This is a genomic window from Vampirovibrionales bacterium, assembly GCA_016712355.1.
Classification (GTDB): Bacteria; Cyanobacteriota; Vampirovibrionia; order Vampirovibrionales; family Vampirovibrionaceae; genus JADJRF01.
This window is the reverse complement of sequence record JADJRF010000005.1, coordinates 26,882-41,694: the sequence shown is the minus strand read 5'-3', so window position 1 is coordinate 41,694 and position 14,813 is coordinate 26,882. Positions and strand designations below refer to the sequence as shown.

Sequence of the window (14,813 nt, the reverse complement as noted above, 5' to 3'; positions counted from 1 at the left end):
TGGAAAAGATAGGGGGGCGGGCCCAGATGTTATAAGCAGTCGGCGGCAAGTACGCCTCTCGTGTTGGGCGCTTGCGTCGGTTCTGTTTGTGGGGGATACGGGGCTAGCTTTCCAGCCACGAGGGGCCCGACTGGATATCCACGGCCAGCGGCACGCGCAGCGGTTGCTCAAGCGTCATGGCGTCCCGGATAAGCGTGTCTAAAAGCGTCGACTCCTCGGCCACGACGTTAAGCACCAGTTCATCGTGGACCTGAAGCAATAGCCTGCTGCGCGCGCCGTGCGCGTCGAGCCGTCGCATCAGCGCGATCATGGCCGCTTTCATCAAGTCGGCGGCGGAACCTTGTAGCAGCGTGTTAAACGCCGCTCGCTCCGAAAATTCGCGGATGCTGCGCACCTCGCTCTTGAGCCCTTCGCTGAGATCGCGGGCGCGCCCGCACAGGGTTACTACGCGGCCGGTTTCGCGCGCCTGATCCTGAACCCCCTCAATGGCGGCGCGCACGCGGGGATATTGCGCAAAATAGCGCTCGATAAATTCCGCTGCCTCCGCGCGCGGAATGCGGAGTTGTTGCGCCAGGCCATGCGCAGTTTGGCCGTAAATCACGCCAAAATTGACGGTTTTGGCCTTGTAGCGCATCTCCTTGGTTACGTCCGCGAGATCGACGCCGAACACCAGGGCTGCCGTCGCCGCATGAACATCCAATCCTTCCTCGAATGCGCGGGTCAGATGCGGATCTTCGCTGTAATGGGCGAGCAAGCGCAGTTCAATTTGCGAATAATCCGCCGATACGAGCCGATCGCCCGCCTCGGGATGATGCGGAATAAAGGCGGCGCGAATCTGACGGCCTTCTTCGGCGCGAATGGGGATGTTCTGTAAATTCGGGTCGCTGCTGGAGAGCCGCCCGGTGGCCGCCACGGTCTGATTAAAGCTGGTATGAATGCGCCCGTCAGCCGGGTTTACCATTGTGGGCAGACTGTCCACGTAAGTAGATTTAAGCTTAAACAGTTGACGATAATCTAAAATCTTCTGCACCACAGGATGTTCGCCCGCAAGACGCTCCAGAGCCTTGGCGTCGGTGCTGTAAGCGGATTTTGTCTTGGTTTTGTGCAGCGGCGCGATGCCCAGACGCTCAAAAAGAACATCTCCCACCTGTCGCGGCGAATTGATATTAAACGGCAAGCCCGCCAGCGCGTGAATTTCTGCTTCCATCGCCAACAGGCGCTCGCCCATGCGCGCGCTGAGGCTCCCGAGATAGGCGGCATCCAGATGAACGCCTTCTCGCTCCATGCGCGCTAACACGTCTGTCAGCGGCAGTTCAAGCTCATATAATAACGTTTGTCGCTCTGAATCCAGCGTGCGGACGAAATATTCCGCGAGTCGCAGCGTCGCATAGGCGTCTGCTGCCGCATACGGTGCCGCTTCGGCGATGGGCGCGTCACGAAACGAGATCTCTTTCTTGCCACTGCCAATGATGTCTCGCAGGTCGCGCATTTCAAAACGAAACAGCTCATAGGCTAGCGATTTAAGCCCATGACGTCGTTCGGCGCGCGCGACGTAGCTGGCCAACATGGTATCAACGACCAGTCCGCGCAGGCTCACGCCGTGAGAGAGTAACATCTGGCGCTCGAATTTGGCGTTATGCGCAATTTTAACGATCGCGTCGTCTTCCAGCAGCGGGCGCAGCGCCTCGCGCGTCGCCTCCCAACCCAGTTGCGGCGCGTCACTCTGCGAATGCGCCACAGGAATATACGCTGCGCGAATGGCGCGGGCTTGCGGCTCGGCAAGAGCCTCCAGCGCCATAAACTCTTGAGGACCATCCGCCAGCGTCAACGGCAGCGCGGCGCGTCGGGTGATTCGCGGCCATGCGTCGCCCTCAAAATAGGCCAACGATACGCCGACAATCGTATCAGCGAACATATCAAGTCCGGTGGTTTCCAAATCAATCGCAAACGCGCCCGCCGCGCGTAGGCGCGCCGTCCAGGCGGCCAACTGATCGGCGGAGACGACCAGCTCGTGCTCGATTTCGCTGATGGGCGGGCGGAGTAACGCCGCTTGGGAGGGCGGCGTTTGCGATGATTCCGACGACTCGGGCGCGCTGGCGAACAGCGAACGTTGCCCGGCCTGATCGCCGGTCGGCGGCGTCACAGCAAGCGACGTAACTGAGGCGGCAGAAACCGTCGAAGAAGTCGAAACGGCGGCAGGCGAGAAGACGTCAGAATCTGCGTCTGTCAGAAATGGCCGCAGCAAATCCGGGGCCTGTTGACGAAAGCTGCGAAACTCCAATCGATCGAGATACGCCAGAAAATCCGGCAGATCAGGGATCGACAGCCCGCAATGCGCAAAGTCTGCGCGAATCGGCGCCTGCCGATCGATTGTCGCCAGCCGTTGACTGAGAAACGCCTGATCGCGATACGTTTCCAATCGCTCGCGCAGCTTGCCTTTCTGCGCGTCCAGATTCGCATAAACGCCTTGCAGCGTCTGGTGTTGCGCCAACAACGAGGCGGCGGTCTTATCGCCAATCCCCGGCACGCCGGGAATATTATCCGAGGGGTCGCCCTTCAGCGCTTTGAAATCAACGACCTGTTCAGGATACACGCCGTACTTGGCAAACACGTCGTCGCGGGTCGCATAGGCGCGCGCCTCTTCTTTGGGCGTTCGCGCCGGAATCAGTACCGAGACGCCAGCTTCTGCGCTCACCAGTTGGAATGCGTCCTGATCGCCGGTCAAAATCTGGACCGCCCAGCCCTCTTCGCTGGCCTGGCGGGCGAGCGTGCCAATCACGTCATCGGCTTCAAATTGCGGCAATTCATAGACTGGAATCCCCAGTTTCTCCACGCCTTGGCGAATGAGCGTCATTTGCGAGCGCATTGACTCGGGCATCGACTCGCGATGCGCCTTATATTGCGGATACAGCTCGGTGCGAAACGTCTCGCGCCCAACGTCGAATGAGACCGCGATGGCCTCAGGACTCGTTTTGCGCAGCAGACTAAACAGCGCGTTCAAGAAACCATACACGGCCCACACCGGCGTCTTGTCCGATGCGCTCATCTGCGTGCGTTCCAACGCGTAATACACGCGAAACGCCAGCGAGTGGCCGTCAATCAGGAGCAGGTGTCCGGGCATAAGCGTTTACTTCCAGATAAGCAAGGGGAAAACAGCACGAACGCGCGACGCGTCAGCCGTCACGCCGGAAAAGAGCGTCTCACAAGCGACAGGCTTTCGCGCCAGGCAACAGTGCGATGTGTCCGGCAAGTTCCAGCATGGTCAGGGCCTGGCTCAGCGTGGCGGCAGGCAGACCGCTGCGCTGCTGAAGGCGTTCAGTGGGGGTCGGTTCAAACTCGATGAGCGCCAGAATTTCACGTTCTTCAGGAGATAACGCCTCTTGAGGCGATTTTTCCGCAGAGGCTGCGCAGCCCTCGCTCGCAACGTGGCCTGTTGCCTCAAACAGGCTGGGTTGTCGGGCCTGATCCGGCTTCAACCATCGTAGTTCGCTTAAAAGATCGTCGGCGCAAGTGAGCATCGCGGCGCCGTCTTTTAAAAGCTTGATGGGCCCTTGACTGCCAGGGCTGAACACATTGCCCGGAACGGCAAAAACGGCGCGCCCTTCCTCAAACGCGGCGCGTGCGGTAATCATCGAGCCGCTGGCGATATCGCCTTCTATGACGGCGACGCCGTAGCAGAGCCCGGCAATAATGCGGTTGCGCTGGGGAAACGTCGCCCGCGACCCCGGAGCGCCCGGCGGATACTCGCTGACCAGCGCGCCGCCGCTGGCCAGAATCTCGCTTGCCAGACGCTCATGCGCGCGCGGATAAATCTGATCAATGCCGCAGCCAAAGACCGCCACAGTCGGCAGGTGATTTGCCAGCGCCGCCTGATGTGCGCACGCATCGATCCCCATCGCTAGCCCGCTGATAATGGTGACCCCGCAGGGCGCCAGATCCCCAATCAGCCGCTCGGTCACTTGCCTGCCGTAGGCCGAGGCCTTGCGCGTGCCTACAAACCCGATGGTTTTGCCTTGCAGTGCGCCGGGGTTTCCGCGCGCGTACAGGACAATCGGCGGGTCGTATACATGGGCGAGCATCGGCGGATACAGGGCATCGCCGAGCCCTATCGGCTGAATCGATAGCGCCTCGCATTGACGCAGTAACTCTTCTGGCTGAATCCGCTGCCGCGTTTGCCGCCAGGCGGCGATGAGGGGTTGGGTGCGCGCCGAGGCGGGTGTGGCTTGCAAAACCTCGTCAAATTGCTCCCATAACAGTTGCGGCGAGCCGGTGGCCTCCAGCAACTTGCGGCAGGTGCGGGCGCCAAGGCCCGGAATTTGATCCAGCGCAAGCAGCGCCGTCAGGTGATGGGGCGTAAAGGCTTCATTGGGCGACGTCGGGACTCTCTCTCGGGTGGTATTCATGCGGCTATTCTGGCGCTTTGAACCCGTTATGCGCAAGCGATTGTAACGGCTCTCAAACACAACCCCATCCCCTGCGATTACGGACAGGAGGATTGCGAAAAAAACAGGCGCCAAAGTACTATTCTTGTCGTTCATATGGTCGCTGTGAGAAAGCCAGCCGCAGACGATACTTTAGACAAAACCGGGTTCCATGCGCAGGGCGCGTCAATAGGGGCGACAACCCGATGATTCCTGATAATGTAGCCAAGCGCAGTATTGAACCTATCTCAGAGGACGTGGGACAGGCTCTACATGAACTGGCCGATACGCTCGCTGTCACCTGTCAAGGTAAAAAAACCGTCTCCTTAAAGAGCCTCCATCAAGCCATTGAGCGTCTCAAAGGAGTCTCGGAGACGATGACTTCTGACTGTGGCAGCCTTGTTACGGGATCAGTAATCCCTTTGAATATCGCTCCCAACGCTTTCTTAACCAGCGAAAAACAGGCCACCGCGCTGGTCATTGGCGCCATGGGCTATATCAACGTCCAGATCAAGTCCGCGCTGCGCCGTCTTGGCTATGACATCGTGCTCGCAGAAAACGTGGAAGACGTGGGTCAGCTCATCACCAACCACGATTACCAGTACGTCATTCTCGATTTAAACATCCCCACCCCTCACGAAGGCTTGCGCATGCTGGACGATCTCAAAAAGAGCGCCATTTTACACGATCTCAGCTTTAAGATTATTGCCATGTCGTGCGGCGGGTCATGCGCTCATCTCCAGCAAGAGGCGGTCGGACGCGGCGCCGATCAGTTTTTATGGCGCGAAAACGACTGGCAAAACCGTCTGAGCCGCTTCATCGAAGCCGCTCGCTAAAACGCGGCTTCGCGCCTACGAAACGGACGACTGGGCGGCCTGCGCGTTCTCTTCTTCCAGACGTTTGCGGAGAATCTTGCCAGTGGCGTTTTTGGGGAGCTCGTCGTAGACGCGAAAATAACGCGGCGTCATAAACGGCGTAAGGCGCTCAAGGCAATATTTGCGCAGAGCGTTAATTTCCACGCTCTGGCCATGACGCAGCGCAAACGCGGCGAAGATATCTTCTCCCAGTCGCTCATCGGGCACGCCAAACACACAGGCTTCCGCCACAGCAGGGTGCGACAGCAGGGCTTCTTCAATGCGCAGCGGTGACAGGTTTTCGCCCGCCTTGATAATCAGGTCTTTTTTGCGCCCGCCGGAAATATACAGGTTCCCGTCGCCGTCCAGATGCCCCAGATCGCCGGTCCTGAGCCACCCATTGTCCGCCATGGCTTCTCGCGTAGCGTCTTCCAGGCCGTAGTACCCCATCATGACATTGGGTCCTTTTACCTGAATTTCGCCCAGCGGGGTCTCTTCTCCCGCCCGCCACTCAAACGGACGGTTGTCGTCGCCAACGATGCGCACCTGCACGTTAAACAGGGGCTTGCCGACTGACCCGGCGATATTGCCGCTCGCTACGCGATTCACGGCGACTACGGGCGAAGCTTCCGTCAGGCCGTAGCCTTCCAGCACCACCAGATTGGCCTCGTCTCGCAACTTTCGCAACAACGACTGAGGCAGACTGGCCCCGCCGGTGATGCACATTTTGAGAGAGCGAAAGAGATCCCGGTCGAGCGTGGTCAGGTTTTCGGCCAGAAAGCTCAGCACGGTCGGCACCAGTGGCAGCACGGTCACGCGTTCTTGCGCAATGAGCGAGATGATCTTGCGCGGATTAAACGACGGCGACAGCGCGATGGTCGCCCCCAGCGTAAACGCATAGAGGCAGACCGTCAGGCCATAGGCATGGAACAAGGGCAGCGCCATCAGCAGCACGTCGCTTTCCTCAAAGCCCACGGCCTCGCGGAAGCCCTGCGTATTGGCATAGATATTTTCTTCGGTCAGCATGACCCCCTTGGGGCGGCCTGTCGTACCGGAGGTATAGATTAAAAAGCTCAACGTGTTGGCGTCTCGCTCGAAGTCTGGCCAATAGGCGTCGTCGCCCGCGTCGGTCGCGGCTTCCAGCGATGGAAACTGGGGCGCGTCACCCTGATTGGCGACCAACAGCGGAATGCCTTTGCCTTCAAATAGCGGCGCGAATCGAGCGGTCGTCATCACCAGCCGCGCGCCGGAATTCAGGATCACGTAGGCGATGTCTTCCGGTGGGAGCTGAATATTAATCGGAACCACTACCAGCCCCAGGCGCAGGGCGGCAAATAGCCCCAGTAAAAACTCTTTCTGGTTCAGAAACATGAGCGCTACGCGGTCGCCGGCGCGTAAGCCCTGTTTGGCGAGGGTGTCCGACAGCTTAATGACCCGCTGACTTACCTGTGCATAGGTCCAGCGCGCGTCGTCTTCGATCAGCGCCGTCTTATCCGGATGTTCGGCGACCTTGGCGCGCAAGGCCTCAAATAACAAGCTCATCGCTCACCTCCTCATGGCTCTTTTGGGCATTTCATCAAGGCTATCATACTATCCCCCAGACTCCATCCCTTCTTGCCCTGCGAGGGGGATAGGATATAAGCCTTGCATGATTGAAAACGGAAATCTTCAGGCGCTGCTGTTGCGGTGCAATTTATATAGGGGTCTTGATAAACGTCAAGATCTACGTGATACGATAAATAAGTGGATTGGGCTTCCCCGGTCGGCGTCATAGCTTCGGTTTATACCGAGGCTTTTCGCTTTTTAGGGGGCAGGCGCTTCCAGGGCGAGTCGTAGTTTGCCGCCGACAGCGGCGAGGCGGGCGCGGGCTTGCTCGGGGGCCAGTCGCAGACGCGCGGCCAGGACGGCGGTTTTGACTTCCCAGTCGCAGGCTTCCAGAAGGGCGCTCGCCTGAGATTCGCTGACGGCAGCTAATTCGCGCACGAGCGAGAGGGCGCGGGCGCGTAGTTTCCGGTTGCTGGCGCGCACGTCGATCATCCGATTGCCATAGGTTTTGCCGAGTTGAATCATCGTGGCCGTCGAGATCATATTCAGCGCGAGCTTTTGAGCCGTACCTGCTTTCAGGCGCGTCGATCCGGCGATGACCTCCGGCCCGGTTTCAATGACGATTGCCTCATCCGCTGCCTGTGTCAGCGCAGAATCCGCCACGCCGACCAGGGCGGCCACGTACGCCCCGACGCGCCTGGCTTCGGCCATGGCGCCTAATACATAGGGGGCGCCCCCGCTGGCGGACACGCCGATGACGACATCGCCTGTGCGCGCCCCAGCGGTCTGGAGATCGAGACATCCCTGCTCAAAATTGTCTTCGGCCCCTTCCACGGCGGAGCGCAAGGCGGCGTCTCCGCCCGCGATAATTGCCTGAACCAGGTCCGGGGGGGCGCTGAACGTCGGCGGACATTCGGCGGCATCCAACACGGCCAGACGGCCGCTAGTGCCAGCGCCAACATAAAACAGGCGTCCGCCTGCCGTCAGCGACGCGACGACGCCATCCACCACGCGCGCAATGGCAGGCAGCGCGGCGCGCATCGCTTGCGGAACGGCTTGATCCGCATGATTCATCAGCCGCAGCACGGCTTCTGTTGCCATGAGGTCGATATTGGCGGACGCTGACAGCGTTGCTTCCGTGGGAGGCGTTGACGTCACTGAATGTCGAGCCTTCTAGCTCGCGGTCACGCTGGCCATGGCGCGCGACAGGGCGTTAATTTCGCGCATCATCGTTTCAAACTGCGAGAAGGTCAGCGTTTGCTGGCCATCGGACCAGGCGTTGTCCGGGTCCGGATGGACTTCGATCATCAGGCCGTGCGCGCCGCTGACAACGGCAGCTTTCGCCATGGTCGGGACAAGGTAGCGTTGGCCTGTGCCGTGGCTGGGATCAACCACCACCGGCAGGTGGCAGCGCTTCTTAATCACCGGAACGGCCGCCAAATCCAGTACGTTACGCGTAAAACCGCTGTCGAACGTGCGAATGCCGCGCTCGCACAGCGCAACATTGGGATTGCCGTTATGCATGATGTATTCTGCCGCAAGCAGAAACTCTTTGATGGTCGCCGACAGCCCGCGCTTGAGCAGCACCGGCTTGGATTGAGCGCCAACGGCCTTTAATAGCTTGAAGTTCTGCATATTACGCGCGCCGATTTGCAGCATATCCGCGTAATCGGAAATCAGCGGCACTTCCTGGCTGTCCATGACTTCGGTCACCAGCAGCAGGCCGGTAGCTTCGCGGGCGCGGGCCATCATTTTGAGGCCCTCTTCCTCCATGCCCTGAAAATCATAGGGAGACGTGCGCGGCTTATACGCGCCGCCGCGCAGGAATGTTGCCCCGGCGGCTTTCACGGCGCGTGCGATGGAAAACAGAATCTCGATATCGTCTTCCACGCTGCACGGCCCGGCCATCATGCACAGCGGGGCGTCGCCACCCAGGCGAACGCCATTGGGGAAGGTGATCACGGTGTCATCCGGGTGGGTTTCGCGGCTGGCCTGCTTATACGGCTCGCGAATGGGGACGATTTCCTTGACGCCGCCCATCGTGGCCAGCGTGTCGCAACTGATGCGCGACTTATCGCCAATCGCCGCGATGACGGTCATCAACTCGCCCTGATTCAAAATCGTTTTGAAGCCCAGCGATTCCACGCGGTCTTTGACGGCGGTAATCTGCTCAGGCGTCGCTTTTTGCTCCATAACGATGATCATGTCGGGGCATCCTTTCAAATCTGGCGGGGCGTAAGGCGCTTATCTTACCGGAATTGCCGCCTGCTGCCAACTGCGCGCCGTTTTTGAGGACGCGCGCGTTCCTCTTGCAAGCCGATCTTTCGTTGTCGGCGATGCATCCGCAGTCGATTGCGACGATAATGCGATTACCCGCGCGATCGCACCGCGCGTCTCTACTGGAAGGATTTTGCGGATGAGCCTCAAGCGTAACCGTCGCTGGCATGATGCGCGCGGCGACCTCAGCCAGATTATCGACTTGCTGACCACCTTGCCCGAAGCCTTTCTCGCCCCGGTCATTCAAGCCATCCGCGCGCGGGCAGATTCCTGCTGGGAAACGCGCGAATTGCTCAAATCGCTGGGAACCGAAAAAATCCTGGCCTTGCATAAGTCCAAGCGCAAGCGCCGCAACTACGACCAAAACCCGGACTTGCATCAAACCGTCAATCTGTTTCTGGCCTTGCCGCCGGATTCTCAGGACACGCTGGCGAGCGAGTCGCTTCAGTTTCTACAGGTCGCGGTCCAGTTTGTCGCCGGTTGCCAGAACTGGAACCTGGACCCTTCGCGCGAACTGCCCAAGCTGTCTTCGGCCTTTGTTGGCGGCGGGCCGCGCGCAATGGTAACGATGATGGAAAAAGAATACCCGTTTCTGCGCTTTCAGCGGATTGTTCAGCAGGGCGATGGCAGCGATATGCAGGTGCGCGTGAGCATGCGCCCCGACCCGTAACGTCAGAACCTGCCAGGACGAAACCTTCTTTAAGCGTTGGCTTGAAATCGGCGATTGCGCCGGGGCGATTGCTGCATGCCGGATTGTGCGCCGCTGCCGGAATCGGATTCAAAAGGCGGCGCGCCTTCACGGGCCTTGCCGCCCGCGACTGTCAGCGCCAACTGGGTATTCATTTGATAGGCCTGATCGAGTGTTGCGCCGATATCGCCCATTTCTGCCCGCGTCCGCGCCGGGCCCGGCCAGATGGGAATCGTGGGCAGAAAGGCGGAAAAATCGCCGTAAGGCCGTACGGGCTCACTGTAGGCGGGATGCGTCATCGTCGCCGCCTGCTTGAGCGCCCCGATATCTTCCAGAAAGCGCCCGGTCACGGCAAACGTCGAGCCCCCTTGCGGGCTTGAGAGCGCTCCGGCTCCCGTTGATGACGGCGAGAAGGGAGGCAGGAATGAGGCCGGGAAGTCTGGCGGCGAGGCGGACGTCGCGTCTCCTGCCTGTTCGGGCGTGCGGGGGCTGACAGGCGCTACGGGACGCGCCGTTGGAGCAGATGCCGCGGGCGACAGGATATTATTGGCGACCTGTGCAGGGGCAAACGCGTCAGCTTCGGTAAGAGACGCATTCACGCTGCCGGCGGCGCTGGGTGGTAAATCACCCGCATCTGGGTTGACGGGAGATGTCGGCGCAAGAAAGACGCCTGCCGCTGCGCTGGAGAGAGGGCCTTCCACGCTCAGATACGCGTTATTCAGCAGCGATTGCGTCGTGATCACGGTTTCCACGCCGTCAATGCCGCCTAGCCCATCGGTCAGCACGCGCAGGCCGAAGGGTCCGGCCTTGGGTATGATAAAGTCCGGGCCATTCAGCAAGGCGTCAAATTGCGCGTCCGTAATGCTGTAATAGCGCGTGCGTTCACTGAGCGACGCTCCCAGCGCGGGCGCCTGCGAGGGGACATGAGATCCGAAGTCGACGCGAAACCCGCCAACTGCGCTGGAAAACCCCAGCGACAATGGGCGGCTGAACGCACGCACGGCGTCGGCCGATATCAGGGAGGCCCCCATTCCGTTCGGCGAGGCGGTCACGACTTGCCCGCGGTCGTAGGGCGTCTGCGCTCCTCCCGGCTGAAATACCCGGTAAGACGGCGATAAGGCCGTCGCCGGCAATCGGAACGAATCCTCGCCCGACAGGGCTGCCGAGACGCCTCGCGTCGAGAGCGTACTGCCGTCAAATGCGTAAAGCGGCGCGACGTTCCAGCGTTGCAGCAAAATGCGCGTCAACGGATCAAAGCGATTCAGATTCAAGCCGTCAATTCCGTTGATCGCGTTTACTCCCATCCGGCGCCGTCTCCGCAAACATTCGGAGCCTTCATCGCCGTATCGGCTGGCGCCGCCGCTTCTTGAATGTTCTCGTCGCAGGACAGTACAATGCCATGCGACTGAGACGAGAGAACCCACCTGTAAGAGAGGCGAGCCCTGATGCGGCATTTGAGAGCGTTCTGGATTATCGGCGCGGCAGCGCTGGCTGTCTTACTGCCGATGGGCGCGGCCCATGCGCAAATCGCTTGGACGCTGACCGGCGCAGACGGCCAACAGACGCCCATTGCGCTGCAAAACCGCCCGCGCCCGGATAACGCGCTGGTGCTGTACACGTCCGATTATGCGCTGCGTACGGGAAGCAATCCCTACGGCGTGGAAGCCGTCCTGTCGCCGGATGCGTCGGCGGGCGCCGGACGCTATCGCGTCGACAGCGTGTCCAGCGTGTGGGATTGCGAACGCGAGCGCCGTATGAATACGTGCGGCGACGCCCTTATTCCGCCCAACGGCTTTGTGTTGTCGGCCAGTGGCGCGCGGCGCCAGGAGTTGCTGCGTCTGGCGCGCGTCGGCGATCGCGTCGAGATGACCCCGCAGTGGTTTGAAACCCTTTCCCGCGTGGTGAACGCCGTGGACCCCGCGCCTGCCAATAATACGCTCGCCTGCGCCTTCCCCGGATGCCGCGGCGGTCAGCAACTCGTGGTCTATACGCCCAAAAGCGGCCGCGCTCGTACCGAAACCAACGAATTTGGCTTTGAAGCGACAGTCGTCGATGGCATGGTGGTTGCGCAGGAAGGCGCCAATTCCACGATCCCGCCCAATGGCTTCGTTTTGAGCGGTCATGGCGTTAATCGCGACTGGCTCATCGCCCATGCGCCTCTGGGCGCGCGCGTCACCCTAAGTGATGACGGCAAGGCCCTCACGACCCAAGTCGATTCCTGGACGTATCGCTACCAATTAGCGCGTCGCGCCGATAACGCGCGTTGCGCCGAGCGCCCGAGCGTTTGTCCTGCAAAGGGCGTAGACGCTCAAATCGCCGCACTGCAAGCCCAGGGTGCGCATGAGCAGGCGGCAGCGCTGGCATCCAGTCAGCTCGACTCTCTTAATCAACAGCTTTGGCGCGAATATCCCGCTTTCCCGCCGCAGGCGATCAAGGCGGCGTGGCATCGCCCTGTCGAACGCTCTGCGGCAGAAATTGGCCGCACGCTGGATTTCCTGCAGTCGGCTGGCATTAACGCGGTCTTTCTCGAAACGTTTTTCCATGGCTATACGCTCTACCCCTCTGACGTGATGACCCGCTACGGCCTTCCCAGCCGTAATCCGCGCTTTGAGGGACCTGCCGATCTCCTGCAAACATGGATTAACGAGGCTCGGCGTCGTCATATGGGCGTTCATGCGTGGTTTCAGACGTTCTATGCGGGCAATCGTCAGGCGTCTGCGCCGGGAACGCCGCCGCAGGGGCCCATTCTGGCGCGATACCCGCAATGGGCCAACGTCCAGTTTTCGGCGCGCGCCGCGACCGCCCCGACGCCTTCTACGCTGGAAACCGGCGGTTATTTTCTGGACCCCGCGAACCCGGAGTGTCGCGCGTTTTTATTGAGCTTGCTACAAGAACTCGCGACGCGCTACGATCTCCAGGGAATTCAGCTCGATTATATCCGTTATCCGGTGAGCTTTCCGCCGGATCGCTTCAGTTATCTGGCGACCACGTGGGGCTATACGCCGACGGCCCGCGCGCAATTCGCCGAAAAAACAGGCTTCGACCCGCTTAATTTTACCAAGCCAGGCATCACGAGCGAACAACAGGCCTTGTGGCAAGACTGGCGGTCGTTTCGCGCGCATCAAGTCAGCGATTTTGTGTCCGTCGCATCGCAGAAACTCCACGCCGTTCGCCCCGATCTCGCTCTGTCCGCCGTGATTTTCGCTGCGGAAGAAGAGTCGCTTATCCGAAAACATCAAGACTGGCCCCTCTGGGCGCGCCAGCGTTGGGTCGATTTTCTTGCGCCCATCACGCTGACCAGCGCCCTGAAGTCTGTGGCCTCAGACACTGAGCGGGTCGTGCAGCGCGCGACGCCGTATGGCGTGCCGGTCGTTTCGGGCGTGTTCGCCCCGTTTAACGGCAACGCGGCTGAAGACCTGCTTGATCAGATTGAAGCCGCCCGTCGCGCTGGGGCCGCTGGCTTTGCGGCGTTCGACACGGCGCATGTGACGGCGAGAATGGCGCGGGCTCTGGGCTCCTCGCAAACAGGCCCGCCCCCGACGCCCTGACGCTAATTGCGTAAAAAAAAGGGGCCGAAGCCCCTCTCTCTAGAATCGTGACAATCAAAAAAAATAGACTCTCTCCCGCCAACAGTGACTTTCCCCTCTGCGAAAGCGCCGATAGCGATGGTTAAGGCATTCTCGCTCGTCGCTCGCTTGGTGAATGGGTCTTAGACAAGGCCGTTGCGGCTGTTCAGGTTATTTTCTCGCTCTTACTTAATGTTATTTCTGTACTTCTTCTCGTCTCGTCTCGTCTCGTCAGCAAGCTTAATTGCGCGAAGCGTCGGCCATCAACCAGGCCATCGCGGGTTGACGCTGAACGTGGTACTGAAAGCGCGCCGACAGGTCGTCTGCGATCCGCGTCGCTTCCTGCATCAGCGCGCGCAGCTCGGCCACGTTCGGATCGTTTTCAATACTCGTGCGTGGAATGTAAGCCATGGATAGTCGCTCCCCTGAATCACTGATGATGAACAAAAGGCGTATCGACCACTTTGCTGAAATCTTGAATATTTTTCCCTCAGTTGCGTAATTTTACTTTACAATTGGGGCAGAACTCCCGCAGACCGCTTGCCTGTGCCCGGGAGTCTTCACAGTGTAGGCAGGTTCGCGGAAATTGCATGCCGCAGACGATGGGACGGTTGAACGACTATGGGGCGACGACGCATCAATACCACGCGATTCGGCGCGATTGAAGTAGAAGACGAGTTGGTCCTGTCTTTCGTCTCTCCCATTCTCGGGTTTGATGAAATTCAGTCGTTCGTGATCCTCGATCATGCCGAAAACTCGCCTTTCAAGTGGCTTCAAGCGATCGAATCGCCCGAATTGGCTTTTGTAATTACCAATCCCACGCTCTTTGGCATGGAATACGACGTGACGATTCCGCCGCAGGCTGTCGAAAAACTGGGGCTCACCAGCGAAGAAGACGCCCTGGTCGTCACCATCGTGAATATCCCGCAAGACGATCCTTCGGGCATGACGGCCAATCTCCTGGGGCCGATCGTAATTAACCAGCAAACCCGAAAGGCCCTTCAAGTGGTGTTGGGCGAGGGTGAGTTCAGCACGCGGACGCGCCTGCTGCCGGACAATACGGCCGGATCGCGCCCGACGCAGGTCGCTGCCGCCGACAGGGGAGAATAGCCCCATGCTTGTGCTGACCCGCAAAACCGGTCAAAAGCTGATTATTGACAATCATATCGTCGTCACGGTGCTGGAAACGCGCGGCGAGACGGTTAAAGTCGGCGTGGACGCCCCGCGTCATATCAGTATTTATCGCGAAGAGCTGTATAACGAGATTCTTCAAACCAACCAGCAGTCCACCACGGCGCCGGCGGCGCGAGATCTTGACCAGATTGCCCGGCTCGTGGAGCCCGGACCCCGCCCGGACGCGCGCCCGCTGGGCTAGCGCGGACCTCAAGGCGCGTCTTGCGCGCGGTTTGTTAGAGATACTTAAGGTCAACATCCCACAAATAGCCCTCGCGGTTCGCCGCGG

General features: G+C 60.0%; 12 protein-coding genes. 5 read left to right on the top strand and 7 right to left on the bottom strand.

Annotation, left to right across the window (positions count from 1 at the left end):
- Nucleotides 1–103: 103 nt before the first annotated feature.
- A complete protein-coding gene (polA, locus tag IPK79_01590; GenBank protein MBK8189125.1) occupies nucleotides 104–3,121 on the bottom strand; it encodes a DNA polymerase I in 3,018 nt (1,005 codons plus the stop codon).
- Between the two features lie 79 nt (nucleotides 3,122–3,200).
- Nucleotides 3,201–4,403, bottom strand: coding sequence for a DNA-protecting protein DprA (dprA, locus tag IPK79_01585; protein MBK8189124.1), 1,203 nt, complete (start codon nucleotides 4,401–4,403; stop codon nucleotides 3,201–3,203).
- Nucleotides 4,404–4,798: 395 nt separating this feature from the next.
- On the opposite strand from dprA, the gene IPK79_01580 reads away from it, so the two are divergent.
- Nucleotides 4,799–5,257: a response regulator gene (locus tag IPK79_01580; GenBank protein MBK8189123.1), complete on the top strand. Its 459-nt coding sequence runs from the start codon at nucleotides 4,799–4,801 to the stop codon at nucleotides 5,255–5,257.
- 15 nt (nucleotides 5,258–5,272) lie between these two features.
- Here the strand turns inward: IPK79_01580 and IPK79_01575 are convergent, their stop codons facing one another.
- The 3 genes from IPK79_01575 to aroF form a co-directional block, all read right to left on the bottom strand.
- Nucleotides 5,273–6,817 (bottom strand): AMP-binding protein, encoded by a 1,545-nt coding sequence (locus IPK79_01575; protein MBK8189122.1) that lies wholly within the window; start codon nucleotides 6,815–6,817, stop codon nucleotides 5,273–5,275.
- A 261-nt stretch (nucleotides 6,818–7,078) separates the two neighbouring features.
- Nucleotides 7,079–7,978, bottom strand: a complete 900-nt coding sequence (gene murQ / locus IPK79_01570) for an N-acetylmuramic acid 6-phosphate etherase (GenBank protein ID MBK8189121.1) — start codon at nucleotides 7,976–7,978, stop codon at nucleotides 7,079–7,081.
- A gap of 15 nt (nucleotides 7,979–7,993) precedes the next feature.
- A complete protein-coding gene (gene aroF / locus IPK79_01565; protein MBK8189120.1) occupies nucleotides 7,994–9,025 on the bottom strand; it encodes a 3-deoxy-7-phosphoheptulonate synthase in 1,032 nt (343 codons plus the stop codon).
- 211 nt (nucleotides 9,026–9,236) lie between these two features.
- Between aroF and IPK79_01560 the strand changes: the two genes are divergently transcribed.
- Nucleotides 9,237–9,767, top strand: coding sequence for a hypothetical protein (locus IPK79_01560; GenBank protein ID MBK8189119.1), 531 nt, complete (start codon nucleotides 9,237–9,239; stop codon nucleotides 9,765–9,767).
- Between the two features lie 29 nt (nucleotides 9,768–9,796).
- Here the strand turns inward: IPK79_01560 and IPK79_01555 are convergent, their stop codons facing one another.
- Nucleotides 9,797–11,089: a hypothetical protein gene (locus IPK79_01555; protein ID MBK8189118.1), complete on the bottom strand. Its 1,293-nt coding sequence runs from the start codon at nucleotides 11,087–11,089 to the stop codon at nucleotides 9,797–9,799.
- A 141-nt stretch (nucleotides 11,090–11,230) separates the two neighbouring features.
- On the opposite strand from IPK79_01555, the gene IPK79_01550 reads away from it, so the two are divergent.
- Nucleotides 11,231–13,333: a family 10 glycosylhydrolase gene (locus IPK79_01550; GenBank protein MBK8189117.1), complete on the top strand. Its 2,103-nt coding sequence runs from the start codon at nucleotides 11,231–11,233 to the stop codon at nucleotides 13,331–13,333.
- A gap of 258 nt (nucleotides 13,334–13,591) precedes the next feature.
- Here the strand turns inward: IPK79_01550 and IPK79_01545 are convergent, their stop codons facing one another.
- On the bottom strand, nucleotides 13,592–13,762 hold the full coding sequence (locus IPK79_01545) for a hypothetical protein (GenBank protein MBK8189116.1): 171 nt from the start codon (nucleotides 13,760–13,762) through the stop codon (nucleotides 13,592–13,594).
- A 210-nt stretch (nucleotides 13,763–13,972) separates the two neighbouring features.
- Here IPK79_01545 and IPK79_01540 point away from each other — a divergent pair, with 210 nt between their 5' ends.
- Both IPK79_01540 and csrA read left to right on the top strand, forming a co-directional pair.
- On the top strand, nucleotides 13,973–14,461 hold the full coding sequence (locus IPK79_01540) for a flagellar assembly protein FliW (protein MBK8189115.1): 489 nt from the start codon (nucleotides 13,973–13,975) through the stop codon (nucleotides 14,459–14,461).
- 4 nt (nucleotides 14,462–14,465) lie between these two features.
- On the top strand, nucleotides 14,466–14,726 hold the full coding sequence (gene csrA, locus IPK79_01535) for a carbon storage regulator CsrA (GenBank protein ID MBK8189114.1): 261 nt from the start codon (nucleotides 14,466–14,468) through the stop codon (nucleotides 14,724–14,726).
- Nucleotides 14,727–14,813 lie beyond the last annotated feature (87 nt).